General features: G+C 63.7%; 25 protein-coding genes and 1 pseudogene. 11 read left to right on the top strand and 15 right to left on the bottom strand.

The window, feature by feature from the left end:
* Nucleotides 1-22: 22 nt before the first annotated feature.
* From ACVW1C_RS03640 to ACVW1C_RS03625, 4 genes are all read left to right on the top strand, one after another.
* Entirely contained in the window at nt 23-268 is a 246-nt protein-coding gene (locus tag ACVW1C_RS03640; protein WP_456656268.1) for a hypothetical protein, read from the top strand.
* A 202-nt stretch (nt 269-470) separates the two neighbouring features.
* A complete protein-coding gene (guaB, locus tag ACVW1C_RS03635) occupies nt 471-1,961 on the top strand; it encodes an IMP dehydrogenase (RefSeq protein WP_456757213.1) in 1,491 nt (496 codons plus the stop codon).
* 273 nt (nt 1,962-2,234) lie between these two features.
* Nucleotides 2,235-3,269 (top strand): NADP-dependent oxidoreductase, encoded by a 1,035-nt coding sequence (locus ACVW1C_RS03630; protein WP_456757212.1) that lies wholly within the window; start codon nt 2,235-2,237, stop codon nt 3,267-3,269.
* Between the two features lie 53 nt (nt 3,270-3,322).
* Nucleotides 3,323-3,652 carry a hypothetical protein gene (locus tag ACVW1C_RS03625; protein WP_456757211.1) on the top strand — a complete coding sequence of 110 codons (330 nt, stop codon included), beginning with the start codon at nt 3,323-3,325 and terminating at the stop codon, nt 3,650-3,652.
* 6 nt (nt 3,653-3,658) lie between these two features.
* Here ACVW1C_RS03625 and ACVW1C_RS03620 read toward each other — a convergent pair whose 3' ends face one another.
* Together ACVW1C_RS03620 and ACVW1C_RS03615 are read right to left on the bottom strand one after the other, a co-directional pair.
* The gene (locus tag ACVW1C_RS03620; protein ID WP_456757210.1) at nt 3,659-4,495 is read right to left on the bottom strand and encodes a metallophosphoesterase family protein; all 837 of its coding nucleotides are present in this window, start codon (nt 4,493-4,495) and stop codon (nt 3,659-3,661) included.
* 126 nt (nt 4,496-4,621) lie between these two features.
* On the bottom strand, nt 4,622-5,059 hold the full coding sequence (locus tag ACVW1C_RS03615) for a hypothetical protein (RefSeq protein ID WP_456757209.1): 438 nt from the start codon (nt 5,057-5,059) through the stop codon (nt 4,622-4,624).
* Between the two features lie 158 nt (nt 5,060-5,217).
* Between ACVW1C_RS03615 and ACVW1C_RS03610 the strand changes: the two genes are divergently transcribed.
* Both ACVW1C_RS03610 and ACVW1C_RS03605 read left to right on the top strand, forming a co-directional pair.
* Nucleotides 5,218-5,640: an MAPEG family protein gene (locus ACVW1C_RS03610; protein ID WP_456757208.1), complete on the top strand. Its 423-nt coding sequence runs from the start codon at nt 5,218-5,220 to the stop codon at nt 5,638-5,640.
* Nucleotides 5,641-5,662: 22 nt separating this feature from the next.
* Nucleotides 5,663-6,962: pseudogene (locus tag ACVW1C_RS03605) on the top strand (RsmB/NOP family class I SAM-dependent RNA methyltransferase).
* 138 nt (nt 6,963-7,100) lie between these two features.
* Here the strand turns inward: ACVW1C_RS03605 and ACVW1C_RS03600 are convergent.
* A complete protein-coding gene (locus ACVW1C_RS03600) occupies nt 7,101-8,378 on the bottom strand; it encodes an MFS transporter (protein WP_456757207.1) in 1,278 nt (425 codons plus the stop codon).
* A gap of 114 nt (nt 8,379-8,492) precedes the next feature.
* On the opposite strand from ACVW1C_RS03600, the gene ACVW1C_RS03595 reads away from it, so the two are divergent.
* The gene (locus ACVW1C_RS03595; RefSeq protein WP_456757206.1) at nt 8,493-8,945 is read left to right on the top strand and encodes a winged helix-turn-helix transcriptional regulator; all 453 of its coding nucleotides are present in this window, start codon (nt 8,493-8,495) and stop codon (nt 8,943-8,945) included.
* A gap of 6 nt (nt 8,946-8,951) precedes the next feature.
* On the opposite strand, the gene ACVW1C_RS03590 is transcribed toward ACVW1C_RS03595, so the two are convergent.
* Together ACVW1C_RS03590 and ACVW1C_RS03585 are read right to left on the bottom strand one after the other, a co-directional pair.
* A complete protein-coding gene (locus ACVW1C_RS03590) occupies nt 8,952-9,284 on the bottom strand; it encodes a DHCW motif cupin fold protein (protein WP_456757205.1) in 333 nt (110 codons plus the stop codon).
* Between the two features lie 168 nt (nt 9,285-9,452).
* On the bottom strand, nt 9,453-9,824 hold the full coding sequence (locus ACVW1C_RS03585) for a nuclear transport factor 2 family protein (RefSeq protein ID WP_456757204.1): 372 nt from the start codon (nt 9,822-9,824) through the stop codon (nt 9,453-9,455).
* 137 nt (nt 9,825-9,961) lie between these two features.
* Between ACVW1C_RS03585 and guaA the strand changes: the two genes are divergently transcribed.
* The gene (gene guaA / locus ACVW1C_RS03580) at nt 9,962-11,560 is read left to right on the top strand and encodes a glutamine-hydrolyzing GMP synthase (protein ID WP_456757203.1); all 1,599 of its coding nucleotides are present in this window, start codon (nt 9,962-9,964) and stop codon (nt 11,558-11,560) included.
* 491 nt (nt 11,561-12,051) lie between these two features.
* Here the strand turns inward: guaA and ACVW1C_RS03575 are convergent, their stop codons facing one another.
* From ACVW1C_RS03575 to ACVW1C_RS03565, 3 genes are all read right to left on the bottom strand, one after another.
* Nucleotides 12,052-13,635: an AMP-binding protein gene (locus tag ACVW1C_RS03575; RefSeq protein WP_456757202.1), complete on the bottom strand. Its 1,584-nt coding sequence runs from the start codon at nt 13,633-13,635 to the stop codon at nt 12,052-12,054.
* Between the two features lie 104 nt (nt 13,636-13,739).
* Nucleotides 13,740-14,621: an SDR family oxidoreductase gene (locus ACVW1C_RS03570; RefSeq protein WP_456757201.1), complete on the bottom strand. Its 882-nt coding sequence runs from the start codon at nt 14,619-14,621 to the stop codon at nt 13,740-13,742.
* Nucleotides 14,614-15,837, bottom strand: a complete 1,224-nt coding sequence (locus ACVW1C_RS03565) for an acyl-CoA dehydrogenase family protein (protein ID WP_456757200.1) — start codon at nt 15,835-15,837, stop codon at nt 14,614-14,616. Before ACVW1C_RS03565 ends, ACVW1C_RS03570 begins: the two co-directional genes overlap by 8 nt.
* A gap of 246 nt (nt 15,838-16,083) precedes the next feature.
* On the opposite strand from ACVW1C_RS03565, the gene ACVW1C_RS03560 reads away from it, so the two are divergent.
* Nucleotides 16,084-16,686, top strand: a complete 603-nt coding sequence (locus ACVW1C_RS03560) for a TetR/AcrR family transcriptional regulator (protein WP_456757199.1) — start codon at nt 16,084-16,086, stop codon at nt 16,684-16,686.
* 73 nt (nt 16,687-16,759) lie between these two features.
* Here ACVW1C_RS03560 and ACVW1C_RS03555 read toward each other — a convergent pair whose 3' ends face one another.
* Together ACVW1C_RS03555 and ACVW1C_RS03550 are read right to left on the bottom strand one after the other, a co-directional pair.
* Entirely contained in the window at nt 16,760-17,962 is a 1,203-nt protein-coding gene (locus ACVW1C_RS03555; protein WP_456757198.1) for an ABC transporter substrate-binding protein, read from the bottom strand.
* Nucleotides 17,963-18,059: 97 nt separating this feature from the next.
* On the bottom strand, nt 18,060-18,683 hold the full coding sequence (locus ACVW1C_RS03550) for an enoyl-CoA hydratase/isomerase family protein (RefSeq protein WP_456757197.1): 624 nt from the start codon (nt 18,681-18,683) through the stop codon (nt 18,060-18,062).
* On the opposite strand from ACVW1C_RS03550, the gene ACVW1C_RS03545 reads away from it, so the two are divergent.
* Nucleotides 18,571-18,828: a hypothetical protein gene (locus ACVW1C_RS03545; RefSeq protein WP_456763296.1), complete on the top strand. Its 258-nt coding sequence runs from the start codon at nt 18,571-18,573 to the stop codon at nt 18,826-18,828. The genes ACVW1C_RS03550 and ACVW1C_RS03545 overlap by 113 nt on opposite strands.
* Before the next feature lie 34 nt (nt 18,829-18,862).
* On the opposite strand, the gene ACVW1C_RS03540 is transcribed toward ACVW1C_RS03545, so the two are convergent.
* The 5 genes from ACVW1C_RS03540 to ACVW1C_RS03520 all read right to left on the bottom strand — a co-directional run bounded on the left by ACVW1C_RS03540 (nt 18,863) and on the right by ACVW1C_RS03520 (nt 25,787).
* Nucleotides 18,863-20,863 (bottom strand): acetyl/propionyl/methylcrotonyl-CoA carboxylase subunit alpha, encoded by a 2,001-nt coding sequence (locus ACVW1C_RS03540; protein ID WP_456757196.1) that lies wholly within the window; start codon nt 20,861-20,863, stop codon nt 18,863-18,865.
* Between the two features lie 16 nt (nt 20,864-20,879).
* Nucleotides 20,880-22,487, bottom strand: coding sequence for a carboxyl transferase domain-containing protein (locus ACVW1C_RS03535; protein WP_456757195.1), 1,608 nt, complete (start codon nt 22,485-22,487; stop codon nt 20,880-20,882).
* A 164-nt stretch (nt 22,488-22,651) separates the two neighbouring features.
* Nucleotides 22,652-23,068 (bottom strand): Zn-ribbon domain-containing OB-fold protein, encoded by a 417-nt coding sequence (locus ACVW1C_RS03530; RefSeq protein WP_456757194.1) that lies wholly within the window; start codon nt 23,066-23,068, stop codon nt 22,652-22,654.
* Nucleotides 23,068-24,249 (bottom strand): thiolase C-terminal domain-containing protein, encoded by a 1,182-nt coding sequence (locus ACVW1C_RS03525; protein WP_456757193.1) that lies wholly within the window; start codon nt 24,247-24,249, stop codon nt 23,068-23,070. Before ACVW1C_RS03525 ends, ACVW1C_RS03530 begins: the two co-directional genes overlap by 1 nt.
* Nucleotides 24,246-25,787, bottom strand: coding sequence for a class I adenylate-forming enzyme family protein (locus ACVW1C_RS03520; RefSeq protein WP_456757192.1), 1,542 nt, complete (start codon nt 25,785-25,787; stop codon nt 24,246-24,248). The genes ACVW1C_RS03525 and ACVW1C_RS03520 overlap by 4 nt, the downstream gene beginning before the upstream one ends.
* Nucleotides 25,788-25,919: 132 nt before the next feature.
* Between ACVW1C_RS03520 and ACVW1C_RS03515 the strand changes: the two genes are divergently transcribed.
* A complete protein-coding gene (locus ACVW1C_RS03515) occupies nt 25,920-26,729 on the top strand; it encodes an enoyl-CoA hydratase/isomerase family protein (RefSeq protein WP_456757191.1) in 810 nt (269 codons plus the stop codon).
* Nucleotides 26,730-26,739 lie beyond the last annotated feature (10 nt).

Genomic DNA, 26,739 nt, shown 5'->3' with positions numbered 1-26,739 from the left:
GCCAGCGTTAGGGGTCCGTGCCGTGATCTATGTCCTTGCCGTTCTGCTGCCGCCGATCGGGCTGCTCCTGAACGGACAGCCGTTTTCGGCCATCTTCAATCTGGTCCTGATCGTGTTTTGCGCGATTTTCGGGCTGTTTTTCCACGTCTTGCTGCTGGTGCCGTCGGCCCATGCGGTGATCGCGGTCCACATGAAGCGGGAGGATCGGCGCCATCGCGAGGTGGTCGAGGCGATCCGCCGGCACGGGCCGCCGCAGGGATATCGCTAAGCAGGCGACAGGGCCCGCTGACCTGGCCCGTAAAAAGCCTGTGCATGGCTGGCAAACACTTTGATTCGTCATGCCGCCATGCTATCGACCAGCGTCAACCCCACCGATGGGCGCCGATTCGACGGTGACGCAGCGAGCGTCGCCGCAGGTAGCGCTCATCCGTAAGACCCTCGCGGCTGAGGCCGCAGATAAGGAGTTGGCAATGGCCACGGGACTTCAGGCGATCCGCGAAGCCTACACGTTCGACGATGTGCTTCTGAAGCCCGGTCTGTCGGACTTTCTTCCCTCCGAAGTCGACATTCGCTCGCGGGTCACCCGCGCGATCCAGCTCAACATCCCGATCATGGCGTCCGCGATGGACACCGTCACCGAGGCGCGGATGGCAATCGCGATGGCGCAGGCCGGCGGCCTCGGCGTCATCCACCGCAATTTCGACCCCGAAGGCCAGGCTGCCCAGGTGCGGCAGGTCAAGAAGTTCGAATCCGGCATGGTGGTCAATCCGCTCACCATCGGTCCCGAGGCCACGCTGTCGGACGCGCTGACGCTGATGAAGGATCACGGCATCTCCGGGATCCCGGTCGTGACCGGTGCGGGCAAGAACGTTCCGGGCAAGCTGGTCGGCATTCTGACCAACCGCGACGTGCGCTTCGCGACCGATCCGCGGCAAAAGGTTTCGGAGCTGATGACGCACGAAAACCTCGTCACGGTGCGCGAGGGCGTCCGTCAGGACGAGGCGAAGCGGATGCTGCACCAGCATCGCATCGAAAAGCTGGTCGTCGTCGACGACCAATATCGCTGCGTCGGCCTGATCACCGTGAAGGACATGGAAAAGGCGGTCGCCCATCCGCTGGCCTGCAAGGACGCGCAGGGCCGGCTTCGCGTCGCCGCCGCCACCACGGTCGGCGAGACCGGCTATGAGCGCACCGAGCGGCTGATCGATGCCGGCGTCGACGTCGTCGTGGTCGACACCGCCCACGGTCATTCGCGGCATGTGCTCAACGCCGTCAACCGCATCAAGCGGCTCTCCAACGCCGTGCAGGTCGTGGCCGGCAACGTCGCGACCGAGGGCGGCGCGCAGGCGCTGATCGACGCCGGCGCCGACTGCATCAAGGTCGGCATCGGCCCGGGCTCGATCTGCACCACGCGTATCGTCGCCGGCGTCGGCGTGCCGCAGCTCACCGCGATCATGGATGCGGTGGCGGCGGCGAAGAAGGCCGACGTGCCCGTGATCGCCGACGGCGGCATCAAATATTCCGGCGACCTCGCCAAGGCGCTTGCCGCCGGCGCCGACATCGCGATGGTCGGCTCGCTGCTCGCCGGCACCGACGAGACGCCCGGCGAAGTGTTCCTGTGGCAGGGCCGCTCCTACAAGGCCTATCGCGGCATGGGCTCGGTCGGCGCGATGGCGCGCGGCTCGGCCGACCGCTACTTCCAGCAGGACATCAAGGACACGCTGAAGCTCGTGCCCGAGGGCATCGAGGGCCAGGTGCCGTACAAGGGCCCGGTCGGCAACGTGATGCACCAGCTCGCCGGCGGTCTCCGCGCCGCGATGGGTTATGTCGGTGCGAAGGACATCAAGGATTTCCACGACAAGGCCGAGTTCGTCCGCATCACCGGCGCCGGCCTGCGCGAGAGCCACGTCCACGACGTGACCATCACGCGCGAAGCCCCGAACTATCCGGGCGGGGTGTAGTTGCACCGACGTCATTCCGGGGCTCGCGAAGCGAGAACCCGGAATCCATCGGGCCGCATCGTAGTTGGATGAATGGATTCCGGGTTCGTGCTTCGCACGCCCCGGAATGACGATGGCAGTGCCAGAACGACGCCGTTCACGGCATGACGCACGTCATTTCAAAGAGAATTTCAAACAAGCGCGCGCGAAAGAGCAAATCCATCTCCCTTGCGGGGAGCTGGATTGCGTGACTACGTGTGCGCCACGAACCAATCACCTCAAGAGGAAATCAGCATGTCCCAAGGAAACGCCCAAGGAAAGCGCATCGTTCTGGCCTCGCGCCCGCATGGCGAGCCCACGCCGGCCAACTTCCGGCTCGAGGATTACACGCCGCCGACACCGGGCGCGGGCGAAGTGCTGCTCCGCACCATCTGGCTGTCGCTCGATCCCTATATGCGCGGCCGCATGGCCGACGGTCCGTCCTATGCCGCACCGGTGCCGGTCGGCGGGGTGATGGAAGGCGGCACGGTGAGCGAGGTGATCGCGTCCAACAATCCCGCCTTCGCCAAGGGCGATATCGTGCTGTCGCGCGCGGGCTGGCAGACGCATGTGCTGTCCGACGGAAAGGGGCTCGCCAAGATCGATCCGAAGATCGCGCCGATCTCGACCGCGGTCGGCGTGCTCGGCATGCCCGGCATGACCGCCTATACGGGACTGCTCGAGATCGGCAAGCCGCAGGCGGGCGAGACGGTGGTGGTTGCTGCCGCGTCCGGCGCTGTCGGCTCGGCGGTCGGCCAGATCGCGAAGATCAAGGGCGCGCGGGCGATCGGCATCGCCGGCGGCAAGGACAAATGCGCCTACGTCAAGAACGAGCTCGGCTTCGACGAGTGCCTCGATCATCGCGATCCCAACCTTGCGGCGAAGCTCAAGGAAGCCTGCCCGAAGGGCATCGACGTCTATTTCGAGAATGTCGGCGGCGCGGTGTTCGACGCGGTGTTTCCGCTGCTCAATGCGTTCGCGCGGATTCCGGTCTGCGGCCTGATCGCGCATTACAACGACACCGAAGCGCACGCCCCGAAATGGGCCGGTGCGATGATGCGCAACATCCTGACCAAGCGGCTGACCTTCCGCGGCTTCATCGTCAGCGATTTCGCCGCCATGCATGGCGACTTCCTGCGCGACATGTCGCAGTGGGTGCGCGAGGGCAAGGTCAAGTACAAGGAGTTCGTGACCGAGGGCCTGGACAGCGCGCCGGAGGCCTTCATGGGCCTGCTCAAGGGTGCCAATTTCGGCAAGCAGCTGGTCCGAGTCGGGCCGGATAAGGCCTGAGTCAGAGGCCCGGAAGCTCCTGTTCCGAGGAACAAAGTATCAAAAACGCCACAATGGCGGGCTTTTGGGGGCTTTTCGGCCCCCATTTGCTTGACGGGGACCCGGAGCAGTTGATTCAATATGGCTATATTTTAGGTGTAGCCATGGTTTTTGAAGCTATTGTTTTCGGGGTCATTCTCCTCGCCCTCGGCTATTGGGCGACGATGTTCGTCATGGGCCGCCGCGACGACGTTTTGCATGGAAAATTTGTCGAGGACGGGCCGGCCGCCGAGCCGGTCCGCGTCATGCCACGCATGCAGCCCGCGCCGCAGCCGAACAAGGACTCGCTGCAGGCGCTGCTCACCGTCATCAAGCAGGATCTGCACGACGCGGCACGGAGCTAGTTCGGCTCACGCCGGCTGCTTGCCGAGCAGCATGTCCAGGTCGACATCGACCTGGCCCTTGGCCCTGACGTGGCGGACTTCGAAGCTGTCCGGCTGGAAGCGGTATTCGACCAACCCGGTTTCCTTGATGCCGATCACTTCCTGTCGCGCGTCTGAAATGATGAAGCCGGCCGAGGGCGCCCAGATCTGTCTGACATGCTCGAACGTGTAGTCGCGGCGCTGGTGCACGTGGCCGCTGCCGACCAGGCGCCAATCGACCTTGCCGAACATCTCGATCAGGCGGCGGCGCGCCGGCTGCGGCACGAAACGGATCGCGGTCTCGACGCGTTCGGCATCGTAGGGCACGTCGAGATAGAGCGGCTTGTGCAGGAACAGCGCGACCGGTCTGCCGACGGCCTTATCGAGCGCGCCCGCTAGCCAGTCGAACTGCGCGGCCTCGCTGTCGAGGCCGGTGTTCATGATCAGCGAATTCAGCCCGATGAAGCACCAGCCGGCGGCGTCGAAATGCCAGCGATCCTCGCCGAGCACCGAGGTGAAGGCGCGGCGCGTCTCTTCGGTCGGCAGTTGCGTCGGCACCGGGCCCACCGCGGTCGGATTGTCGCCGATGTCGTGATTGCCCGGCAGATAGAGGCAATCGACCGGCAGCGCGCTGTGCAGCTCCTTGGCGAACACCAGATCGTCGCGGCTGGTCGGCCCATCGAACGCGACGTCGCCGGAGTTGAGCACGAGATCGGGACGCGTCGCGTCGATGTGCTCGCTGACGCGATGAAAATTGTCGACGAGCGGCCTGAAGCGGCGCGCGAGGTGGGTGTCGGAGATTTGTGTCAGGCGAAACTGGGACATGCATCGATCCTTTCGGCCGAATTATAGTGTCGGCGCGAAGTCGGAACGATGACGATTTCAGCGAGTTCTTCGCTGCTCTGTTTGATGCGTTGTTTGATGTCTTGTTTGATCCGGCGGCGCAGGTCGCTAGATCGCAAGCTGCTTGTCCGCGCGGATGGGCAGGGCAGGCGGACCGCCGCGACCTCCGAGCAGTCCGGCGTTCGGCGGGTTTGTTCCAGTGACAGCCGGCGATGCGTTGAGCCCGAGATAGGCGAGCGCATCGTGCCCCATGTCGTAGGCCGCATAGCCGAGCAGGCTGAGCATCAGCGCCGTGGCGAGGCTGTGCCTGACGATGTCGCGCGTCGAGCGATAGCCGCTGCGGAAATAGACCGAGAGCAGGATTACGACCAGGAGCGCTGTGGCGACGCCGGCGAGCCCCGACAGCACCATGCCGAGCCCGCCATCCGCCGCGTCGTAGAACCAGCCGATGCCAGGGTCGATCGCCTTCAGCAGGGAGGTGACGAGATCGCCGAAGCTCGCAGCCGCCAGGGCCGCGCCGTCCAGGATCGGGGTGATGATGCCCATCGCGTCGGCCGTGAGGAACTGAAACCGCCATTATTCTCGGGAGTTGGTCACCCGGGCTCGGATGATGGTTCAACGGGTTACCGCACACGCTTCATTGTGTTGCGCGGCGGTGGCGGCTAAGAGGGCGGCCGGGCGGTCGCGGCTGAGGGAGATTCTTGATGTCGGTTCAAATGGTTCTGCTGCCGGTCTTCATCCAGATCGGGCTCACCTTCGCGCTGCTGTTCGGGATGGCGACACTGCGCACCAGGACGCTGGCGAGCGGTGAGACCAAGATGGCCGATATCGCGCTGCGCCAGCCGAACTGGCCGGAGCGTGCTACCCAACTCGGCAATTGCTTTGCGAACCAGTTCGAGCTGCCAGTGCTGTTCTATGTCCTGATCGCCATTGCGCTGCCGATCCGCCATACCGATCTGTTCATCGTGCTGATGTCCTGGGTGTTCGTGGTGACGCGGTTTGCCCATGCCGGGATATTCGTCACCTCCAACGACGTGCGGCCGCGCTCGCTCGCCTGGTTCGCCGGCGTGCTGGTGCTGGCAGCGATGTGGCTTTATTTCGCGCTCAAGCTCCTGCTGCTGATCTGATGCGCCAAACCGAAAGAGATCAATGACCCCCGCTGCCCGGCTCTCCGCCCGCGATCGAGCTGATCGCCACCATCGACGCACAGCGCATTCCCGCCGCGAAAGCGCTGAAGGAATGGGGCACCGCGCACCGCTATGCCGGCTCCGGCGATCGCGCCGCGATCTCCGGCCTGATCTGGGACGTGCTGCGCCGGCAATCCTCCGCGGCCTATTTGATGGACGATGCCAGTGCCCGATCGCGGGTGCTCGGCATGCTCAAGCTCGAGCGCGGCATGGATATCCCGACGATCTCGGCGCTGTGCGACGGCGGCCGCTTCGCGCCCGAACCGCTGACCGCGGCCGAGGAGGCTGCCTTGGCCTCGCGCTCGCTCAAGGATGCGCCGGCGCATGTCGCGGGCGATTATCCGGACTGGCTTGACCCGCATCTGGCAAAAGTGTTCGGCGAGGACCGCGCCGCGGAAGCGACCGCGATGGCGAGCCGCGCGCCGCTCGATTTGCGCGTCAACACACTGAAGGGCAAGCGCGAGAAGATCCTGCCGCGGCTGTCGTATCTCGGCGCCAAGGAAACGCCGTGGTCGCCGCTCGGCCTGCGCATCGAGCTCGGTGCCGACGCGCGCAACCCAGGCATCCATGCCGAGGAGGATTTCATCAAGGGCGCCATCGAGGTGCAGGACGAGGGTTCGCAGCTCGCCGCGCTGTTCTCGGCGGCCAAGCCCGGCGAGCAGGTGATCGATCTCTGCGCCGGCGCCGGCGGCAAGACGTTAGCGCTTGCCGCCATGATGGACGGCAAGGGCCGGCTGATCGCGACCGACAGCGACAAGCGCCAGCTCGTGCCCATCCACGAGCGGCTGTCGCGCGCCGGCGTGCACAATTGCGACGTGCGCACGCCGCGCGGCGAGGAGGAGGTGCTGTCCGACATCAAGGCCTCCGCCGACCTCGTGCTGATCGACGCGCCCTGCACCGGCACCGGCACCTGGCGCCGCAACCCCGACGCCAAATGGCGGATGCGCCCGGGCGCGCTCGAGGTGCGGCTGAAGGACCAGGCCGAGGTGCTGGCGCGCGCCGCGCCGCTGGTGAAGGCCGGCGGCCGCATCGCCTACATCACCTGCTCGGTCCTGGCGGAGGAGAACGGCGAGCAGGTCAAGGCGTTCATCGCGCGGCACCCGGAGTTTTCCGTGCAGCCGCCGGAGCAGACCGCATCGGTGCTGTGGGACAAGGCCGAGGCCTTTACCGAGGCCGCGCTGCAATCGTCGGAGGGCCTGCTGATGACGCCGCGCCGCACCGGCACGGACGGGTTCTTCGTGTCGGTGCTGAAGAAGGCGTGAGGCTTTCCGCCGTCATTGCGAGGAGCTCGCGACAAAATTGCGAAGCAATTTTGCGCTGTAGCGACGAAGCAATCCATGGTTCCGCACATGCGGCACGATGGATTGCTTCGCTTCGCTCGCAATGACGAGTTGAGTACCCTACGCTTCGGAGCACACACCCGCCGGCACCGGCGTCCTGCTCACCACGATGACCCAGAACAATAGTGCGCAGGCGCTGATCGCAGCACCCAGCGCACAGACACCGAGCCAGCCGGCCGCGGCATAGGCCATTGTCGACGAGATCGCGCCGAGCCCGCTGCCGATCGAATAGAACACCATGTAGACGCCGATCAGGCGGCTCGACGCCTCGGGGCGCGCCGCGACGATCAGGCTCTGGTTGGTGACGTGGATCGCCTGCACCGCGAAGTCGATCATGACGACGCCGGCGAGCACGAGCCAAAGTGACGTATGCAGGCAGGCGATCGGCACCCAGCCGGCGAGCATCAGCAGCAGCGACAATCCGGTGGTGCGCTGGCCCCAGCCGCGATCGGCGAGGCGGCCGGAATTGCGCGCCGCCAGCGCGCCGGCAAGGCCGGCAATGCCGAGCATTCCGATCGCGGTGTGCGACAGCGACAGCGGCGGTGCTGAGAGCGGCAGCACGACCGAGCTCCAGAACGCGCTGAAGCTCGCGAAGATCAGCAACGCGAACACGGCGCGCTCGCGCAGCACGGGCTCCTCGACGAACAGTGCGACCGTCGAGCGCAGCAATTTGGCGTAGGACGCGCCGGCCATCGGCCGCGGCGCATGGCGCGGCAGCGCGCGGGCCAGGAGTGCCGCCAGCACCAGCGACAGCGCGGCCGACGTGAGATAGACCACGCGCCAGCCGGCGAGATCGGCCAGCGCCCCGGCGGCAAAACGTGCCAGCAAAATGCCCGACACCACGCCGCTGGTGACGGTCCCGATGGTGCGGCCGCGGTCGGAGGATGCTGCCAGCGTTGCGGCGTAGGCGACCAGCACCTGGATCACGACCGCGAGCAGCCCGACCAGGACCATGCCGGCCAGCAGCACGGCCGCATTTGCCGCGGTGCCGACGATCGTGAGCGCTATCGCCGACAGCGCGGTCTGGCCGACGATCAGCCTGCGGCGGTCCCAGAGGTCGCCGAGCGGCACGATCAGCACCACGCCGAAGGCGTAGCCGATCTGTGTGAGCGTCACGATGCCGCCGATCACGGCCGGCGTGATGGCAAGATCCCGCGCCATGGTGTCGAGCAGCGGCTGCGCGAAATAGATGTTGGCGACGCTGAGCCCGCAGGCGACCGCGAACAGCAGCACCACGGCGGGTGACAGCGCGCCTGCCGTTGCGTGGCCCGCGTTGTGATCCTCCTTAGCCGGTCCCGCCGCTGCCGGCCGGGCCTTCATCATGGTCTGGTTCGTCATCTTGCCTCCGCTGCAATTCGCAATCTGGTCTTATGATGAGACCAGTTGCGCCGGAGGCTGTCTAGTCCTATTTTAAGACCAGATCGAAATCGTGATCGAGGGAGGTGGAGCGCGATGCAGCGGACCGGATTCGCAAAGGCGGAATGCCCGGTGGCCCGCGCGCTGGATGCGATCGGCGACTGGTGGTCGCTGTTGATCGTGCGCGACGCGTTCGACGGCCTGCGCCGGTTCGGCGACTTCCAGAAGAATCTCGGCATCGCCAAGGGCATGCTGACGGCGCGGCTGCGCAAACTGATGGAGCTTGGCGTGCTCGAGCAGGTCGCGGCCTCCGACGGCAGCGCCTACCAGGAATATGTGCTGACGAAGCGCGGCCACGACCTGTTCCCGGTGGTGGTCGGATTGAGGCAATGGGGCGAGGCCCATCTCTATGCGCGCGGCGAGCCGCATTCGGTACTGCTGGACCAGGCCGGGCAGGCGGTCGGGCAACTCGTGCTGCCGTCGAAAAGCGGCAAGCCGCTGAGCTGGGCGGATACCAAGGTGAAGAAGGTCGCGGCGCGGAGGCGTTGAGCGCCGTCAATCCACAATAAACAGCGTCGCGCCCGTTGCCGTCGACGAGCGGTGCGCAGCGTCGCCGAAGTCGGAGACCTGGTAGCTCATGCCCGGCTTCAGCGTGAATTTGCGGCCATCGCGCAGCTCGGTGTCGAGCTCGCCCTTGACCACAAACAGCACGTGGCCGCGATCGCACCAGTGATCGGCGAGATAGCCCGGCGAATATTCGACCATCCGCGCCCGCAGCTCGCCGATATCGAGCGTGCGCCACAACGCTTGCCCGGTCTCGCCGGGATGCACTGAAGGTTCGACGTTGCTCCAGTCGGTGACGGTGAAGGGCAGGGGCGGGATTTTCATGCTGCGAGTCCTGGTTGCCTTCATTTACGAACTCCCCGTCGTCATTGCGAGGAGCTCGCGACAAAATTGCAAAGCAATTTTGCGCTGAAGCGACGAAGCAATCCATGCTTGCGCGAGTGGAGCTATGGATTGCTTCGCTTCGCTCGCAATGACGGGGGAGGGACTCCGTCAACCCACCAGATGGTTCGCCGAGCCCTGCCTGATCTTGCCTTCGACATCGAGCCTCAGATACTCGCAGATCTTCTTGCCGCGTTCGTTCTGGTAGAACACGACGACGCTGTCGGGCGAGACATAGAGGTCGATCAGCTCGAAATGCAGCTCGGGCAGTTTCGCCAGCGCCGCGCTCCAATAGGCCCGCAGCCGCGCCTTGCCGCGCACGGTGCCGGAAGCGCCGAAGCCGAACGCCGGGATCCGGTCCGAGGTCATCTCGGCATCCTCCGAATACATCGCCAGCACGCGCTCGAGATCGCGCGCGTTCCAGGCGGCGACCCAGTCGCGGCCGAGCGCTGCGAGGCGAGACGGCTCGTGAAAATCCGGCATTGGTTTTCCTCCCATTGGTTCCGGCCAAATTAGGTCAATAATACTGACCTATATCGATTTGTCGATGCCCAAAGAAGAATGTGGGCGCGCCGCGCAGCGCGGTTGCGGGGGCGGGCGCTGTCGCGTATCTGCTTGCCATGACAGCCCAGCACACAGCCCATGACGCGTCGGCGCCCACGGTGGCCTCGGCGCATGACAAGATTCTGATTGTCGATTTCGGCAGCCAGGTGACGCAATTGATCGCCCGCCGCGTCCGCGAGATGGGCGTCTATTCCGAGATCGTGCCGTTCCAGAAGGCGGAGGCCGCCTTCAAGCAGATGAAGCCGAAAGCGGTGATCCTCTCTGGCGGCCCTGAGTCCGTGCATGAAACCGGCTCGCCGCGCGCCCCGCAGCTGATCTTCGAATCCGGTGTTCCCGTGCTCGGCATCTGCTACGGCCAGATGACCTTGGCGGCCCAGCTCGGCGGCGAGGTCGAGGGCGGGCACCACCGCGAGTTCGGCCGCGCCGATGTCGAGGTCAAGACCGACAGCCAGCTGTTCGACGGCATCTGGAACCACGGCGAGAAGCACCAGGTGTGGATGAGCCATGGCGACCGCATCACCAGGATGCCGCCCGGCTTCTCCGTCGCCGGCACCTCGCCGAACGCGCCGTTCGCAATCATCCAGGACGAGAAGCGCAAGTATTACGGCCTGATGTTCCATCCGGAGGTGGTGCACACGCCCGACGGCGCAAAACTGCTGCGCAACTTCGTGCGCAAGGTCGCAGGGCTGACCGGCGACTGGACCATGCGCGCCTTCCGCGAGGAGGCGATCGAGAAGATCCGCGCGCAGGTGGGCCAGGGCAAGGTGATCTGCGGCCTGTCCGGCGGCGTCGATTCCGCCGTGGCGGCGGTCTTGATCCACGAGGCGATCGGCGACCAGCTCACCTGCGTGTTCGTCGATCACGGCCTGCTGCGGCTCGATGAGGCCAAGACCGTCGTCGACCTGTTCCGCAACCACTACAACATCCCGCTGGTCCATGTGGACGCGTCGAAGCAGTTTCTCGGCGAGCTCGAAGGCGTCACCGATCCCGAAGTGAAGCGCAAGACCATCGGGCGCTTGTTCATCGACGTGTTCGAGGCGGAAGCCAAGAAGATCGGCGGCGCGGAATTCCTGGCGCAGGGCACTCTCTATCCTGACGTGATCGAGAGCGTCTCCTTCACCGGCGGACCGTCTGTCACCATCAAGTCGCACCACAATGTCGGTGGCCTTCCGGCGCGCATGAACATGAAGCTGGTCGAGCCGTTGCGCGAGCTGTTCAAGGACGAGGTGCGCGTGCTCGGCCGCGAACTCGGCCTGCCCGAAGTCTTCGTCGGCCGCCACCCGTTCCCGGGCCCAGGCCTCGCCATCCGCTGCCCCGGCGACATCACGAAAGAAAAGCTCGAGATCCTGCGCAACGCGGACGCGGTCTATATCGACCAGATACGCAAGCACGGCCTCTACGATGCGATCTGGCAGGCTTTTGCGGTGCTGCTGCCGGTCAAGACCGTCGGCGTGATGGGCGACGGCCGCACCTACGAATACGTCGTCGGCCTGCGCGCCGTCACCTCGACCGACGGCATGACCGCCGACTTCTACCAGTTCGACATGAAGTTCTTAGGTGAGACCGCGACGCGCATCATCAACGAGGTGAAGGGCGTGAACCGGGTGGTGTACGACGTGACGAGCAAGCCGCCGGGGACGATCGAGTGGGAGTAGTGTGGCCGGCGGCCGTCGCGTAATTTGGCGTAGTTTGGTGAGGGCTGTTCTCACTTCCTCCGATATCCGAGCGTGGACCCGAGTTGTGGCCTCCGCTTAACCCTGTTCGGTGTGTGAATTCCACGTGCTTCCGCGAGCAGCGTATTGTGGCGCATTACAGCGTGCAGAACGGCCGGAGCCCTGAGAGGCGAAACCTCAGTTTGAGGGGGCAGCAGCAGCCATTGGGGCAAAGTTGAACACTATTTGTCCGCCTTGATCGCTTTTGTGGGAGCTACCCCAAATTGGCCCGTGGTCGATTAGAGCGAAAGGTCACGCTTTTTAACTGGTCAGGCGGGCATGGGCGCGCTGTGGGCACCGGGAGGCCATGAACAGTCGATCGTCAGCAAGCGTCGGTGTGCATCGGAGTAACGCTGGCACATGCCGCGCCGGTTGCTCTTTAGCTCCAGGACCCAGTTTCTGACGGTCTGTAGTCGGCTGCGGCGGACAACGATTCACTGGTAGTAGGCTGCATAGGTGCGCCTCAGCTTGGCTTTTTCGATTTTGCCGGTGGCGGTCTTGGGCAGCTCCGAAACATGGATGACGGCCTTCGGGCATTTGAACGGGCTTAGCCGCTCGCGCACGGCTGACAGCAGCGTGTCCGCGTCGATGGATCTGCCATCCTGGGTAACGACGACGGCGGTGACCGCTTCGCCCCAACGTTCGTGCGGCAAGCCGATCGCGGCGACTTCGAGCACGTCGGGATGTGCGGCCCGGATCGCCAGCTCGACCTCGATCGACGAGACATTCTCGCCGCCGGTCTTGATGACATCCTTGAAGCGGTCCTCGAACCAGAGAATCCCGTCAGCGTCGAAATGGCCGGCATCGCCTGAATGGAACCAGCCATGGCGGAAGGCATCTGCGGTCGCCTCGGGATTGTGCAGGTAGCCCGCCATGGTCTGGGGACTGCGATAGACGATCTCGCCGGTCGCGCCTGTCGGAAGCAGCTCGCCGCCTGGGGCCATGATGGCGACCTGCACGTTGACGGCCGGCGTGCCGACCGCGCCGGGATGGCTGAGCTGGTGCTCCGGCTTGAAGAATGTCGAGACCGGGCTCATCTCGGTCTGCCCGAACATGAGGCTGAAGTCGCAGCCGAAGGTCTCGATCGCGCGGCGGAGTTCCGCCTCCGGCATCGGGGCCATGGCGTAGACCGTCAGGCGCAGGCTCGAGACGTTGCGTCGGTGCGCGAGCTGACGTTCGACGAGCTGCTGGATCATCATCGGCAGCGCAAAGAGCACGCTGATGTGCTCGTTTTCGATAGCTTCGTGAAGAGCAGTGGCGTCGAAGCCGCGCTGGATCACCATCGAGGCGCCTGCCGCGATTGCGGGTGTGCAAAGCGCGTTGAGTTGGGCCGTGTGGAACAGCGGAAGCACCACGCTCAGGCGATCGTTCTCGGTCATGCGTGTATCGATCGCGGTCCCAAGTGATTCCAGGTAGATTGCGAGATGGGTGCCGATCACACCCTTTGGCGCCGAGGTCGTACCGCTGGTGTAGAGATAGGAGAGGGGAGCGCGGTCTTCGATCGCGACATCCGGAACATCGGACGACTGGCCAGCCGCGAGTGCGTTGAAATCGAGCAGTGGCACGTCACCGATGCTATCGGGAGTCGCAGCGCCCGGAGCCTGTCCGTCCATCACGACGACGCCAAGCAGCTGTCCCGGATCTTCCACACCAGCGCAGAATTGCTTCAGCAGGCCCGCTTCGACGACGGCGGCGCGAGCGCGCGAGTCCTTCAGGACATGGCTAAGCTCGCCTTGTCGCCAGAGCAGATTGACGGGGACGCAGACCAGGCCAAGCCGTGCGCAGGCGAAATAGACGGCCAGGAATTCGGCGCGATTGCCTGACATCAGGGCAAGGGCGTCGCCCTTCTCGAGGCCAAGTGCGGAAAGACCATGCGCGACCCGGTTGGTCCAGGTGTCAAAATCACGATAGGACCAACGCCTGTCGCCGTCGCAGATCATCTCTCGCTCTGGAAACCGCGCCGCGCTACGGGTGACGAGGTCGCCAACATTGACACGGTGTATCAGATGATTGGTCACGGCGGATTAATCCTTACTGTAAGAATGAATGCTGGCGAGGAAGTTCCGATGCACATATTGAAGGCGGGCTCGTTGAATTCGTGCCGCCGCGACAGACGGCCGACCTACGAGCCCTTGCTTGTGAAATAGGCCGGCTTTCCAGTCGTCCAGGTCTCTCCCCAGAGCTGGCCCCCGCCATCCACGGTCAAGGTCTCGCCGGTCACGAATCCTCCGGACGGACTTGTGAGATAGGCGCAGGCTTCGGCAACATCCCACGGCGAACCCGCCCGCATCATCGGATTTGATCGTGGGTAAGCCGCGCGTGCCTCGGGCGTATAGACGTTCCAGCCTTCGGTCTCGATCGCCCCCGGGGCGACACAATTCACCCGGATGTTGAAAGGAGCCCATTCGACGGCAACGCTGCGCGAAAGGCCGATGACCCCGGATCTGGCGGCGATCGAATGCGCGATGCCGTAGAGGCCGTGCGTCGTGACAACGACAATGTTGACGATACTGCCGGGGTATTTGTTGTCGCGCCAGTGTCGTGCCGCGGTCTGCATCATGTACCAGGTGCCGTTCAGATTTGTATCGATGACGGCGTTCCACCCCTTAACGGAAAAATCGATCGCTGGTTGCGGGAATTGCCCGCCCGCGCTGTTGATCAATCCGTCGACGCGGCCATGCTTCTGCCAGACCGCATCGAACAGCGCCGTGACGGCGTCGGGATCCCTGATGTCGACGACGCACGCGGATGCTTTGAGTCCCTTCGCCGTCAAATTGGCGGTCAAATCGGACAATCTGTTCTGATCGCGGCCCACCGCGACGATATGTGCGCCGAGCCGTGCGAACAACCACGCGATTGCCCTCCCGATGCCGCCCGCGCCGCCGGATAGCACGATGACCGTATCCTTCAGGGCATCGGAAGCGAACACGGTCCGATGCACCGCAAGCTCATCGTCCGTCAGTCCTAGCCGGTTCGATCGCTCAGACGTGTGATCGTCAGCCATGGCAAGCCACGTCCTTGAGGAGTTCGCCCGCGATAATCATTTTGCGGACTTCCGTCGTTCCGGCGCCGATCTCCAGCAGCTTGATCGAACGAAATAGCCGGTTGATCTCCGACTCCCAGATGTAGCCGCTGCCGCCATGGATCTGGACTGCCTTGTCGAGGACGGCGTGGCATGCCTCGGCGGCGTACATCACGGAGGCGGCCGTCAGCATGTGGATATCGCCGCGTCCGCCACCACCGATCTCGAGCAGTGCGGCCTCCGCCAGCGTGCGGTAGGTGAACGTCCGCATGGTCTCGACCTGAACGTACATCTCCGCCAGCATCGACTGGACCATCTGGAAAGACCCGATCGGCTTGCCAAACTGTTGGCGGGTCTGTGCGTATTCGATGGAGAGCTGCAAGGCGCGCTCCGCAACGCCGAGACACAGCGGTGAGACCATTGCGCGCTCGAGATCGAGCCCGCTCATTACGATCGACACACCGCGATTCTCGTCGCCGACTAGGTTCTCTGCGGGCACCCGGCAGTCTTCGAACACGAGCTCGGCGGTCTGGCTGCCGCGATAGCCCATTTTGGTCAGCTTCTGTGCGACTTTGAACCCGGGAAAGCCTTTTTCCACGATGAAAGCGGAAATGCCGTGCGCGCCCTTCGAGCGATCTGTCTTGGCGTAGACCAGGATGATGTCGGCGACAGGTCCGTTGGTGATGTAGATCTTGCCTCCGTTGAGGACGTAGTGATCTCCATCGCGCCGTGCGGTCGTGCGCATCGAACCGAGGGCGTCGGAGCCGGCTCCCGGCTCGGTAAGGCCCAGTGCACCAATTTTCCGGCCCGCGCAGAGGTCCGGCAGATATTTGCGGCGCTGCTGTTCGTTGCCGTTGCGATAGATGTTGTTGGCGCACAAATTGTCGTGCGCGACCCAGGACAGCGCCATCGCATGGTTCCAGCGCGCGAAGCCCTGCAGCACGAGACCAGCCGCCACAAGGTCGAGGCCGGCGCCGCCATATTCCTCGGGGATGGTTGCTCCGAAAAAGCCGCTATCGCCGATCGTGCGGAACGCTTCGTCCGGCCACCATTCCTCGCGGTCCATTCGTTCGGAGAGCGGATATAGCTCCTTCTGCGCAAAGCGATCCGCCTGATCGAGGATGGCCTGTTGCTGTTCATCGAGCGCAAACATCGCCATCCGATTGTCGCCGCTCAAACTGGCCTGGGATGTGGTCATGCGCAGGTTTCCTTCCCAGTTTTTATCGACATCGCGATCTTGGCTGATTGCGGCTTTATAATGAATGTAATTCAGTTTGGACCGGTGTCAACTGTCGGATCGATTGACCGGGGTCCAAAGTGAATGATATTCAGTTATTATGTGACATTTCGCTGCTTGCGAGAGGCGTTCGGTTGGCACCCGAGCCTTGGGCCTGGTTACGATACGATTCACCATGCTGAATCTGGAAAATTCCGGAGTTGCGATATGCCGGCGATAAGCCCCGAACGAATGCAGGATCGCTACGCCGCAATCCTGGATGCAGCCAAGCGCGCCTTTGCCGAGAAGGGCTATGAGGGGGCCTCGATCGCCGAGATCGCGCGTATCGCGCAGATTTCCGACGGGCTTGCCTATCGATACTTCCGCAACAAGCGGGGCCTGCTGTTTGCTGTGCTGCAGAAGTTCTATGAACGGATCCTGGTCGATCTCGAGACGCAGGTATTCAGGAAAAATCGCTTTCGCGATCGCCTCGAAGCGCTGATCAAGCGGCATCTCGAGGTCTTCGTCTCCGACACCGACCTCTGCCGTTTGTTCATTGCGGAGGTGCGGGGCGCGAGCGACTACGAAGGCTCGGCGATCCAGGAGATGAACCGGCGCTATACGTCGGTGCTGATTCGAATCGTCAAGGACGCCGTTAAGACCGGGGAGGTGAGGCCGGACGTCAATCCAAAGCTGCTGCGCGATGTGCTGTTCGGCGCGATCGAGCATCTTGCCTGGAGATACGTCAACGGCAGGGGGCAACTCAGGGTTGCTCAGACGGCGCGTGAACTGACCGCGATGCTCACCATCGGCATCTGCGTGGACGGGTAACGAGGAGAGCGCATGCGAAACGCGCCGACGGCATCGGCGCGTCGCATTTGCTGAGGTGCTCGACCTGAACAACTCACTTCTTCAGGAGCGGGCATTTCGACTCGGAGGCCGGCCGGTATGCATCTTCGCCCCTGACGGTCTTGACGATTTCAAGGTAGTCCCACGGTTCCTTCGACTCGGACGGCTTCTTCACCCGGGCGAGGTACATGTCGCGGATGACCCGGCCATCCTCGCGCAGTTTGCCTCCGTGCATGAAGGCGTCTTCGATCGGCAGTTCGCGCATCTTGGCCATCACCTTCGCCGGGTCATCGGTACCAGCAGCCTGGATCGCCTTGAGATAGTGCAAAACCGAGCCGTAGACGCCGGTGTGGATCATCGTCGGCATCACCTTGGTTCTGGCGAAGAACTTCTTCGACCACGCGCGGGTCTTTTCATCCATATTCCAGTAGGACGCCGTCGTCATGTAGGTGCCTTGTGCGGCCTGCAGTCCGATGGCGTGCACGTCGGTATCGAACATCAGCAGGCCAACGAGTTTCTGGCCGCTCTGCACCAGGCCGAATTCGCCGGATTGCTTGATGGCATTGTCGGTGTCCTGGCCGGCGTTGGCGAATGCCACCACATCGGCCTTGGAGTTCTGCGCCTGCAAGACAAACGAGGAGAAATCGGCCGTGTTGGTCGGATGCCGCACGCTGCCGAGCACCTTGCCGTTCAGCTCCTTGATGAAGCGCGCGGCGTCCTTCTCCAGTTGCTGGCCGAACGCATAGTCGGCCGTCACAAAGAACCAGGATTTGCCGCCTTCGTTGATGACCGCCGAGGCCGTCACCTTGGAGAGCGCATAGGTATCGTAGGCGAAGTGAACAGTATTGGGGCTGCACAGTTCGTCTGTCAGCGAACTTGCGCCCGGCCCCGAGAGCAGGGCGATCTTGTTGCGCTCCCGGACCATGTTGTGAACGGCGATCGCGATCCCCGAGTTTGGAATGTCGGCGACGGCGTCGACCTTGCCGTTGTCGAACCAGTCCCGCACGATCTGGAGGCCGACGTCGGTCTTCATCTGATGATCGGCGCTGACGATCTCGATCGGCTTGCCGAGCACGGTCGGCCCGAATTCTTCGACGGCCATTTTGGCCGCTTCAATCGATCCGGGCCCGCTGTTGTCGCGTCCCCAGCTCGAAAGGTCGGTCAGCACGCCGATTCGGACGACATCGTCCGAGATCTGCGCCGAGGCGGTCGACGCCGTTGCCGCTACGATGACGAAGGCCAGCAAATACTTCTTCACGTGTTCTCCCTCATTTTCTTGTGTTTGATAGTCCCGTAGTGCACCTCGCACACGTCATCTACGAGGTATTGATGGTTGCGACGAAGGCGGGCGCGAATTACCCCTTGCGGAATTGCGGCTCGCGCTTTTCACGAAATGCGGCGATACCTTCGCGTGCATCAGCGTGCGTCAGCAGGAATGGAAAGCCGTCGATCGCATGGCGCATCTCGTCGCCGCCAAGGCCGCGGTTGTAGAAGGATTTTGCCATTCGCACGGCAAGCTGCGGCTGTGATGCTAGGCGTTCCGCGAACGCCAGCGCGTCGTCGAGTAACCCGTCATCGGGACTAACGTGGGAAACGATCCCGAGCCGGCCCGCTTCCGCGGCAGTGAGCGGGTCGCCGAGCATGCTCATCTCCTTGGCTTTCGCACGCCCGACAATGTCATTGAGCCGCACAATGGCGAAGCCGGGCAATAGCCCCAGCTTGATCTCTGGTACCGCAAAGCGGGCGCTCTCGGCTGCGAAGATGAAGTCGGAAGCGATCGCAAGCTCGAAGCCGCCGCCATAGGCAATTCCATTGACGGCGGCAATCACCGGCTTGAGCGCCCGTTCCGGGGCGGTCAGGACCTCCATGGCGTCGATGAAGAACGCGCGCGCTTTTTCCGGGGCGAAATCGAAATTGCCGATATCGGCACCGGCGCAGAATGCCTTGCCACCCGCGCCGGTAATGATGCTTACACACACCTGGTCCGTCGCTATCGGCCCGCTTCAGGCCATCGAGGATGCCGGCGCGAATGCCGGTGGTCAGTGCGTTCAGCTTGTTCGGTTCGTCAAGCGTCAAGATCGCGATCTTGCCTTGGACGTCGTAGTTCACGCTTCCCAATCGTAACATGAGCGTTCCTGAATTTGGTGTTGCAGGCTTGCTATTGCGTGACGAGGTCCGGTTCGACGATGACGACGACGGCGTTCCGCTCGACCGTTTCACCGGGCTTGAAATGAACCGCGGTCACGACACCGGCTACCGCGCTGGCAATGCGCAGTTCCATCTTCATGGATTCCATGACGACGGTCGCGTCGCCGGCCTTCACGCGGCCGCCGACTGCGACGTTGACCTTCAGCACGACGCCTGTCATCGGGGCGCGCAACTCGCCGCTGATCTCGGGACGCGTGCTGATGTACCGGAGATAGGGAATTGCGTTCATCGTGTGGGCGTGACGCGGACCGTGGACGAAGATCGCCTGGTCCTGCTGGACGATCCGCACGGTCTCGCGGCGCGCGTTCACCACCGCAGCGAAGCTATCGTTCGCGAGCGGCGAAAGCTTGACCCAAATCCTGGCATCGTTGACGCCGATCAGCATCGCGCCGTCCGGCTGCAGCGGCGCGAAGCGGATTTCCGCGCTGGCACCTGCATTCTCGAGGTGCAGGATGGGGATCGGCGACATGCCATCGTTTCCTGCCGCCATCTGCCAGCCGGTCAATCCGCTGGATTGCCAGGGACTGCCGGACCGAGGTTGACGCTGGCGCATCATCCAGAAATAGGCCCCGAGCGCGAGCGCCTCAGCATCGATGTCACCAGCCTCGGGGGCAAGCGCATCGATCTGCTCGTCGATCAGGCGGGTATGGAACGTCGCGGCCCTGGTCGCGGGCAGGGCGATCAGACGCCCCAGGAACTCCCGGTTGGTGATGACGCCGAAGATTGACGTCTCCTTAAGCGCGCGGTCGAGCCGGTCGAGCGCCTGATTGCGGGAGGCGGCGTGAGCGATCAGCTTGGCCAGCATCGAGTCGTAGTAGGGCGTGACGATCGATCCGCTCTCGATTCCCGTCTCGACGCGGATGTCGTCGGACGGAAACCTGACGTATATGACCTCTCCGGTCGACGGCATGAAGCCGTCGTTCGGATCTTCGGCGCAGATTCGCGCCTCGACCGCGTGGCCCCGACACACCAGTTCATCCTGCGTAACCGGCAGGCCGTCGCCGACGGCAATGCGGAGCATGGTCTCGACGATGTCGATGCCGGTGACCAATTCGGTCACGGGATGCTCGACCTGCAGCCGCGGATTGACTTCCAGGAAATAGTAATCAGTGCCGCTAACGATGAATTCGACCGTGCCGACACCACGATATCTGAGTTGGCGGCCGAGCCGGACGGCGTCGTCGAGGATGCGCTGGCGAAGCGCGGGTGGCAGATTGGCGGCGGGCGCTTCCTCGATCAGCTTCTGATGACGGCGCTGAAGTGTGCATTCGCGTTCGAACAGGTGGATGACGTTGCCGTCGCCGTCTCCCGCGATCTGCACTTCGAGGTGCCGGCCGCGCTGGATCAATTTTTCGACGATCAGCCCGGCGTTGCCGAAGGCATTCCTGGCCTCTCGCATCGCGGACTCGATTTCGTCGCGCAGCCCGTCGAGGGTCGAGATCGCCCGCATGCCCTTGCCGCCGCCACCAGCAGCCGCTTTCAGCATGACAGGCAGTTCGAGGCGGCGGACCATCCGTTCGATCTCGACAGGGTCTTCGCTGGGAACCTCGCTGCCGGGCACCGTCGGTACGCCGGCCGCGACGGCTTCACGTTTCGCGGATGCCTTGTCGCCGAGGCGTTCGATGGTTTCCGGTGTCGGACCGATGAACACCAGTTCCGCTGCTTCGACCGCGCGGGCGAAGGCCGCGTTCTCCGCCAGGAAGCCGAAGCCTGGGTGAATGGCCTCGGCGCCGGTGGCCTTGGCGGCGGCAATTACGGTATCGATCCGCAAGTAGCTCTCCGAGGCCGGCGCGCCGCCGATCTCGATCGATTCGCCGATGGTCTTGACGTGCAAGGCATCGGCATCTGCAGCGGAATGCACGCCGGCCACCGCAACGCCAAGATGTTGGCAAGTGCGGGCGATACGACAGGCGATCTCGCCTCGGTTGGCGATCAATATCTTCTTGAACACAGCGGGTCTCCTGCGTCTACATTCGCAACACGCCGAAGTCGGTGTGCTGATGCGGGATCCGGCCGGCCAGATCGAGCAGCAGCGCCATCACGCTTCGGGTTTCGAGCGGATCGATCACCATGTCGCACCAGGTGTTGCGGGCGAAATTGTAGGCATTGGCGAACTCCTCAAACGTTCGCCGGGTCGGCGCCATATAGGCCTCGCGCTCTGCGTTCGTCCAAGTCGTGCCTTCGCGTTTGTGCACGTCGTCGCGGACCATCGCGAGCGTTGTCGCGGCCTGGTCAGGTCCCATGATCGCGGAACGAGCATTCGGCCACATCATCATGGCGTTCGGCCGGAACGCCCGACCGCACATCGCGAGGTATCCCGCGCCATATGCGTTGCCCATGATCAGCGTGTATTTCGGCACGTTCGCGCTCGCCATCGCCGTGATCATCTTCGCGCCGTTCTTGGTGATGCCGCCTTCTTCCGCCTCGCGGCCGACCATGAAGCCGGTGACGTCGGCCATGAACAGCAGCGGAATGTCGCGCTTGCAGCAGAGGTCGATGAAGTGCGTCGCCTTCAGCGCGCTTTCAGAGAACAGCACGCCGTTGTTGCAGAGGATGCCGATCTCGAAGCCCATGATCCGCGCGAAGCCGGTCACCAGCGTATCGCCGTAAAGCGGCTTGAACTCATGGAATTCGCTGCCGTCGACGAGGCGAGCGAGAATGTCGCGATTGTTGGTGGGGACGCGGGGATCCGAGGAGATCAGGCCGTAGATTTCGGCCGGATCGAACAGGGGGTCGCGTGCCGGTGCAACCGTCCAGGCCTGCCGTGGGATTTCGCCGAGATTGGCCACGATCTCGCGCGTGATCGCGATCGCGTGTGCGTCGTTCTCGGCGAGATGGTCGGTCACGCCGCTGATGCGGCTGTGCATCTCGCCACCGCCGAGTGCCTCGATGCCGACTTCCTCGCGCGTTGCAGCATAGACGAGTTGCGGGCCGCCGAGGAACATGGCGCCCTGGTTTCGAATGATCACCGTCTCATCGCACAGAGCGGGGATGTAGGCGCCGCCCGCGGTCGAGGGACCGTGCACCACCGCAATCTGCGGGATGCCTTCGGCGGACATCCTGACCTGATTGTAGAAGATCGAGCCGAACTGGCCGTCGTCGGGGAAGATATTGGGTTGGTCCGGAAGGTTGGCGCCGCCCGACTGGACGAGGGTCACGCAGGGGAGGCGATGCTGCCAGGCGAAGCGCTGGGCGCGAACGTGCTTCTTACAGGTGATGCCGTAATAGGTGCCGCCCTTCACCGTGGGTTCGTTGGCGATGATCATGCAGGGACGGCCGGAGATCATGCCGACGCCCGTGATGATGCTGCCGCCGGGCGGCACACCTTCGTACAAGCCTTCGCCGGCCAACTGGCAGAATTCAAGGAACGGCGATCCGGGATCGACCAGCGCGGCGATCCGTTCTCGCGGCAGCAACTGGTCGCGATCCTTGTGAAGCTTGCGCGCCCGTTCGGGCCCGCCGATCGCCGCGGCGGCCCGGCGTCGCCGAAGGTCGGCGACGCGCTCGGTGTAAGCGCTGCGGTTGCGTGCGTATTCCTCGCTCGAGGTTGCGACGTCCGATTTCATCATTGCCATTGCAAGTGGTCCTGGCGGCTGCGCGGCAAGCTCGTCAGGCGCTCGCCGTCGGTGTGAAGCGTTCTTGGGTGGGCGGCGGGATCCTTTCAGACTCGATGCGCCGCCAAAATCTAACATTTGTTAGAATTAGTCGCGCGACGATGCAAGCGGAACTCATGCGCCTCTCAGCTTTTCTTGAAGCGCGGCAGGGTCACGTCGTCGGCGACTTTGTCGAAGACAAACTCGACGTCCATGTCGAAGGTGACGTCCGCCGGATCGCTGCCCACAAGCGTGCTGATCATGCGTGGCCCTTCCGCGAGCTCGACGAGCAGTACGGCGTAGGGAACGTCGGCCTTGAATGCAGGGCCCGGGGCGCGATGGACCACGCTGAAGGAGTGAACCTTGCCGCGGCCGGTGGCAGGCCGGTGCTCGAGCTCATTGCTGCCGCACGCGCGGCATATGGCCTGCTGGTAGTACTGCACATGCCGGCACCGGCCGCAGTGCTGAAGCAACAGCTTGCCGTGATGCAGGCCACGCCAGAACGCGGCGGTGTCGGCATCCGGCGCGGGCAGGGGCTTTCGGGCGGACTCCTCAGATGCCATCACAGCGCTCCCCGTGTGCCCAGAACAGTCGTGGCGTTGGTGGCGAACCCTGCGCCGAGGCTGTGCACCAGCCCCAGGTGAGCGCCCGCGACCTGCCGTTCACCGCATTGGCCGCGTAGCTGCGCGATCACCTCATGGAAGTGGAACAGGGAGCCCGGCATTCCCGAATGCGCAAAGGACAGCAGGCCGCCATGGGTGTTGGAGGGAATCTGGCCGCCGTGGCTCATCTGCCCGTCGGCGACGAAGGGTCCGCCTTCGCCCTTGCGGCAGAAGCCGAGATCCTCGAGCATCATGATCACGGTCCCGGTGAAGCAATCATAGATGCCGGCGACGTCCATGTCGGCCGGCCGGTAACCGGCCATCGCATAGGCCCGGCGGCTGGATTCGACCGCGCCAGTCGTGGTGAGCGACGGCATCAGGAAGATGTGCTCATGGGTGTAGCACTCGCCGCAACCGAGAATGTAGACCGGCTTCTCGATCCCAAGTTCCTGCGCCTGTTCGGCCGAGGTCAGGACGAACGCCGCGCCGCCGTCCGATATCAGCGAACAGTCGAGCTTGTGATAGGGCGTGGTGACCATCGGCGAATTCAGCACGTCCGCGACGCTGATCGGCGTTGTCTGCTGCGCGCCGGGGGTGCGCGTCGCGTGACGCCTGTGCACGACCGCGACCTCCGCCAGTTGCTCAGGCGTGGTGCCGAACTCCTTCATATGCCGGTGCGCGGTCATGGCGAAGGTGTTGGCGACGGGGATGCCGAACGGCATTTCGTACTGCTGATCCCGGCTTTCGGTCAGCGAACGCAGAGCGAGGTCCGGCGTCAGCCCGGTCATGAGGCTGTCGGCCGCGACCAGCAACACCACCTTGGCGAGACCGCCGTGAATGGCGGCCGCACCGATACTGAACATCGTCGCCGCCGTTGCGCCGGACACCTGTAGCGTATTGGAGAAGGTCGGGCGGATTCCGAAATATTCGCTGAAAGCGACGCTGAAGCGGTGGAACGGGGAGGCGAAAGCGTGGCTCGACAGCACGCCATCTACCTCGCTCTTTTCCAGACCGGCATCCGCGAGGGCATTCCTGGCGGCCTCGGCGGCAAGCGAGAGCGGGCTGCGGCCCGGTACCTTGCCGACCGCCGATAGTCCGATGCCGATGACGGCGACCTTCCCTCGAAGACTGGTGTCGCTCATGTGGAGGCCTTCAAAAGCAGTTCGAGTTCGTGGCGCTGGACCTTGCCGCTCGTGGAGCGCGGAAATGCCGCAAATGCGATGAAGCGGAATTCGCGCGGTCGCTTGTAACCGGCCAGCTCGCGGCGACACAGCTCGGCGAGCTCGGCCTCGCTCAGTTGGGCACTGTCGCGGCACGCGACAAAGGCAACCGGAGCCTCGCCCCATCTGGCGTCAGCGGCGCGCACGACCGCGACTTCCGTGATCCGATCGTCGCTCAGCAGCACACGTTCGATCTCGGCGGGATAGATGTTCTCGCCACCCGACTTGATCATGTATTTGGCGCGATCGACGAAATCGAGCGATCCGTCCGGGTTGCGCCGGAACACGTCGCCCATGTGAAACCAGCCGCCGCGGAAGTCGCGCGCATTGGTCTCGTCTGCCTGCCAATAGCCGGAAAACAGCGTCGGGCTGCGGATGGCCAATTCGCCGGGTTCGCCCGGAGCGACCTCGTTGTCGGAGGTATCCATCAGCTTGATCTCGCAAAACGCGTTCTGTCGCTTGGACAGGCTGGTCGGCACTTCACCAGGTGCGATTAGCGCCCGCGTCGCCGGCGGCAGGCCGGTTTCGGTCGAGCCGAAGCTGTTGAGATAGGGCGCACGAAGCAACGCGGTCACCTCGCCAATAGCGTGTGGGGGCACAAGGTCAGCCATGGCCCCGCACACCCGCACGCCCTTCACCTTCGTGCGCTGCGTCTTCAAGCCGTCGATAAACGCCTCCACCATGCCGGGGATCAGAACCAGCCAGCCAATGTCGTGTTGGGATACGGCCGTCAGCAGCGGATCCAACTGGAAACCGTCAATCACAATCACGGTTCCGCCACGCAGCAAGGTTGCAAGCGCGTGATCGGTCGAGGCCATGTGGAACAGCGGGGTCCATGCCACGAACGTATCGTGCGGCGCTATCCGAAGCTCGGAGGAAAAGACCAGCGCGCGCATCACCATCGCGCGGTGCGAGATGACGGCGCCTTTCGGCAGGCCGGTCGTTCCGCTGGTGTAGAGAATGACAAGCCCGTCCTCCGGCTGTGCCACACACGGGGCCGCGCGCCCGTCCTGCCGTGCGAGTTCGCTTTCATACTCAAGCCCGATCTCCAGGATTGGATTCGCCTTGGCGGCGGGCGGGAGGTTTGCCGCGAGATCGGCCTCGACCAAGAGCAGCTTGGGCGACACCAGCTCGATGCAGTAGCTGAGCTCGCGCTCCGACAGCCGCCAGTTCAGGCACGCCGTGATGATCCCGAGATTGGCCGCTGCCAGCTCGATTTCGAGGTATTCTGGTCGGTTGCGCGACAGCAGGCCAAGCCGGTCGCCGCGCTGGAGGCCCCGTGCGGCGAGCACGGCAGTCAGGCGACGGACCCGGTCGAGCAGCTCGCCATAGGTCACGCGCCGGCCGCGGTGTTCAATCGCAAGCCTGTTGGCGTGGAGTTCGGCGCAGGCCGAGAACAGCGCACCGACGGTTCCGATGCCGGATCCGGCGCCTATCTGGGTACTGAACTCGGTTGCCATCGACGTTTCCTCAAGCGCTGTCTTTCGACATTCTTGTCCCAAACCGGTGCTTGCGCCGGCGGATTACAAATTCTAACATCTGTTAGAAATAATTGGTAGCGCTTCTTATGCGCCAATAGCGGGAAGATCAACATGTCCAATCGATACGCCGCCTACACCAGGCTGAAGCTCGACTATCCGGCGGAGCGGATACTTCGGGTCACCTTCGATCGCCCCGAAACCTACAATTCCGTCGATGCCGAGACCCATACGCAGCTCACCCACATCTGGCGCGACATCGACAACGATCCCGATATCAACGCCGTGATCATCACGGGGGCCGGAAAGGCATTCTCGGCCGGCGGCGACTTCGAACTGATCAAGGGGCTGCTCGACAATCCGGCGGCGCGGATGGCGACCTGGAAAGAGGCAAAGGACCTCGTCTACAACGTCATCAACTGCAACAAGCCGATCATCTCGGCCATCAATGGCGTTGCGGTGGGAGCCGGTCTCGTGGTCGGCATCCTCGCCGACGTGTCGATTTGTGGCAAATCCGCGCGGATCGTCGACGGGCATACGCGCCTCGGCGTTGCGGCAGGCGACGTCGCCTGCATCATCTGGCCGCTGCTCTGCGGACTGGCGAAGGCCAAGTACTATCTGCTCACGTGCAAGCCGTTGTCGGGTGAGGAAGCCGAGCGGATCGGCCTGGTTTCGCTGTGCGTCGACGATGCCGAACTGCAGAAGATCGCACTGGAAACGGCGCAGGATCTCGCCACCGGCGCACAGAGTGCGATCCGCTGGACCAAGTATGCGTTGAACAACTGGCTTCGCGTCAACGGGCCGCTGTTCGACACTTCGACTGCGCTCGAGATCCTGGGCTTTGCCGGCAACGAAGCGCGGGAAGGGCTGGCCTCTCACCTCGAGAAACGCAAGCCTTCGTTCCCGAAGGATTGCCCGATCTAGATTCACTGGT

It is taken from the genome of Bradyrhizobium sp. USDA 4011 (assembly GCF_054063415.1).
This window is presented reverse-complemented; position numbering and strand designations above follow the sequence as displayed.

Bases quoted from the DNA above. Each gene is read 5' to 3' on its own strand.
- guaB (WP_456757213.1), top strand. From the start codon at position 471: ATGGCCACGGGACTTCAGGCGATCCGCGAAGCCTACACGTTCGACGAT.
- ACVW1C_RS03630 (WP_456757212.1), top strand. From the start codon at position 2,235: ATGTCCCAAGGAAACGCCCAAGGAAAGCGCATCGTTCTGGCCTCGCGC.
- ACVW1C_RS03625 (WP_456757211.1), top strand. From the start codon at position 3,323: ATGGCGGGCTTTTGGGGGCTTTTCGGCCCCCATTTGCTTGACGGGGAC.
- ACVW1C_RS03620 (WP_456757210.1), bottom strand. From the start codon at position 4,495: ATGTCCCAGTTTCGCCTGACACAAATCTCCGACACCCACCTCGCGCGC.
- ACVW1C_RS03615 (WP_456757209.1), bottom strand. From the start codon at position 5,059: ATGGGCATCATCACCCCGATCCTGGACGGCGCGGCCCTGGCGGCTGCG.
- ACVW1C_RS03610 (WP_456757208.1), top strand. From the start codon at position 5,218: ATGTCGGTTCAAATGGTTCTGCTGCCGGTCTTCATCCAGATCGGGCTC.
- ACVW1C_RS03600 (WP_456757207.1), bottom strand. From the start codon at position 8,378: ATGACGAACCAGACCATGATGAAGGCCCGGCCGGCAGCGGCGGGACCG.
- ACVW1C_RS03595 (WP_456757206.1), top strand. From the start codon at position 8,493: ATGCAGCGGACCGGATTCGCAAAGGCGGAATGCCCGGTGGCCCGCGCG.
- ACVW1C_RS03590 (WP_456757205.1), bottom strand. From the start codon at position 9,284: ATGAAAATCCCGCCCCTGCCCTTCACCGTCACCGACTGGAGCAACGTC.
- ACVW1C_RS03585 (WP_456757204.1), bottom strand. From the start codon at position 9,824: ATGCCGGATTTTCACGAGCCGTCTCGCCTCGCAGCGCTCGGCCGCGAC.
- guaA (WP_456757203.1), top strand. From the start codon at position 9,962: ATGACAGCCCAGCACACAGCCCATGACGCGTCGGCGCCCACGGTGGCC.
- ACVW1C_RS03570 (WP_456757201.1), bottom strand. From the start codon at position 14,621: ATGGCTGACGATCACACGTCTGAGCGATCGAACCGGCTAGGACTGACG.
- ACVW1C_RS03565 (WP_456757200.1), bottom strand. From the start codon at position 15,837: ATGACCACATCCCAGGCCAGTTTGAGCGGCGACAATCGGATGGCGATG.
- ACVW1C_RS03560 (WP_456757199.1), top strand. From the start codon at position 16,084: ATGCCGGCGATAAGCCCCGAACGAATGCAGGATCGCTACGCCGCAATC.
- ACVW1C_RS03545 (WP_456763296.1), top strand. From the start codon at position 18,571: ATGGCGTCGATGAAGAACGCGCGCGCTTTTTCCGGGGCGAAATCGAAA.
- ACVW1C_RS03535 (WP_456757195.1), bottom strand. From the start codon at position 22,487: ATGGCAATGATGAAATCGGACGTCGCAACCTCGAGCGAGGAATACGCA.
- ACVW1C_RS03530 (WP_456757194.1), bottom strand. From the start codon at position 23,068: ATGGCATCTGAGGAGTCCGCCCGAAAGCCCCTGCCCGCGCCGGATGCC.
- ACVW1C_RS03525 (WP_456757193.1), bottom strand. From the start codon at position 24,249: ATGAGCGACACCAGTCTTCGAGGGAAGGTCGCCGTCATCGGCATCGGA.
- ACVW1C_RS03520 (WP_456757192.1), bottom strand. From the start codon at position 25,787: ATGGCAACCGAGTTCAGTACCCAGATAGGCGCCGGATCCGGCATCGGA.
- ACVW1C_RS03515 (WP_456757191.1), top strand. From the start codon at position 25,920: ATGTCCAATCGATACGCCGCCTACACCAGGCTGAAGCTCGACTATCCG.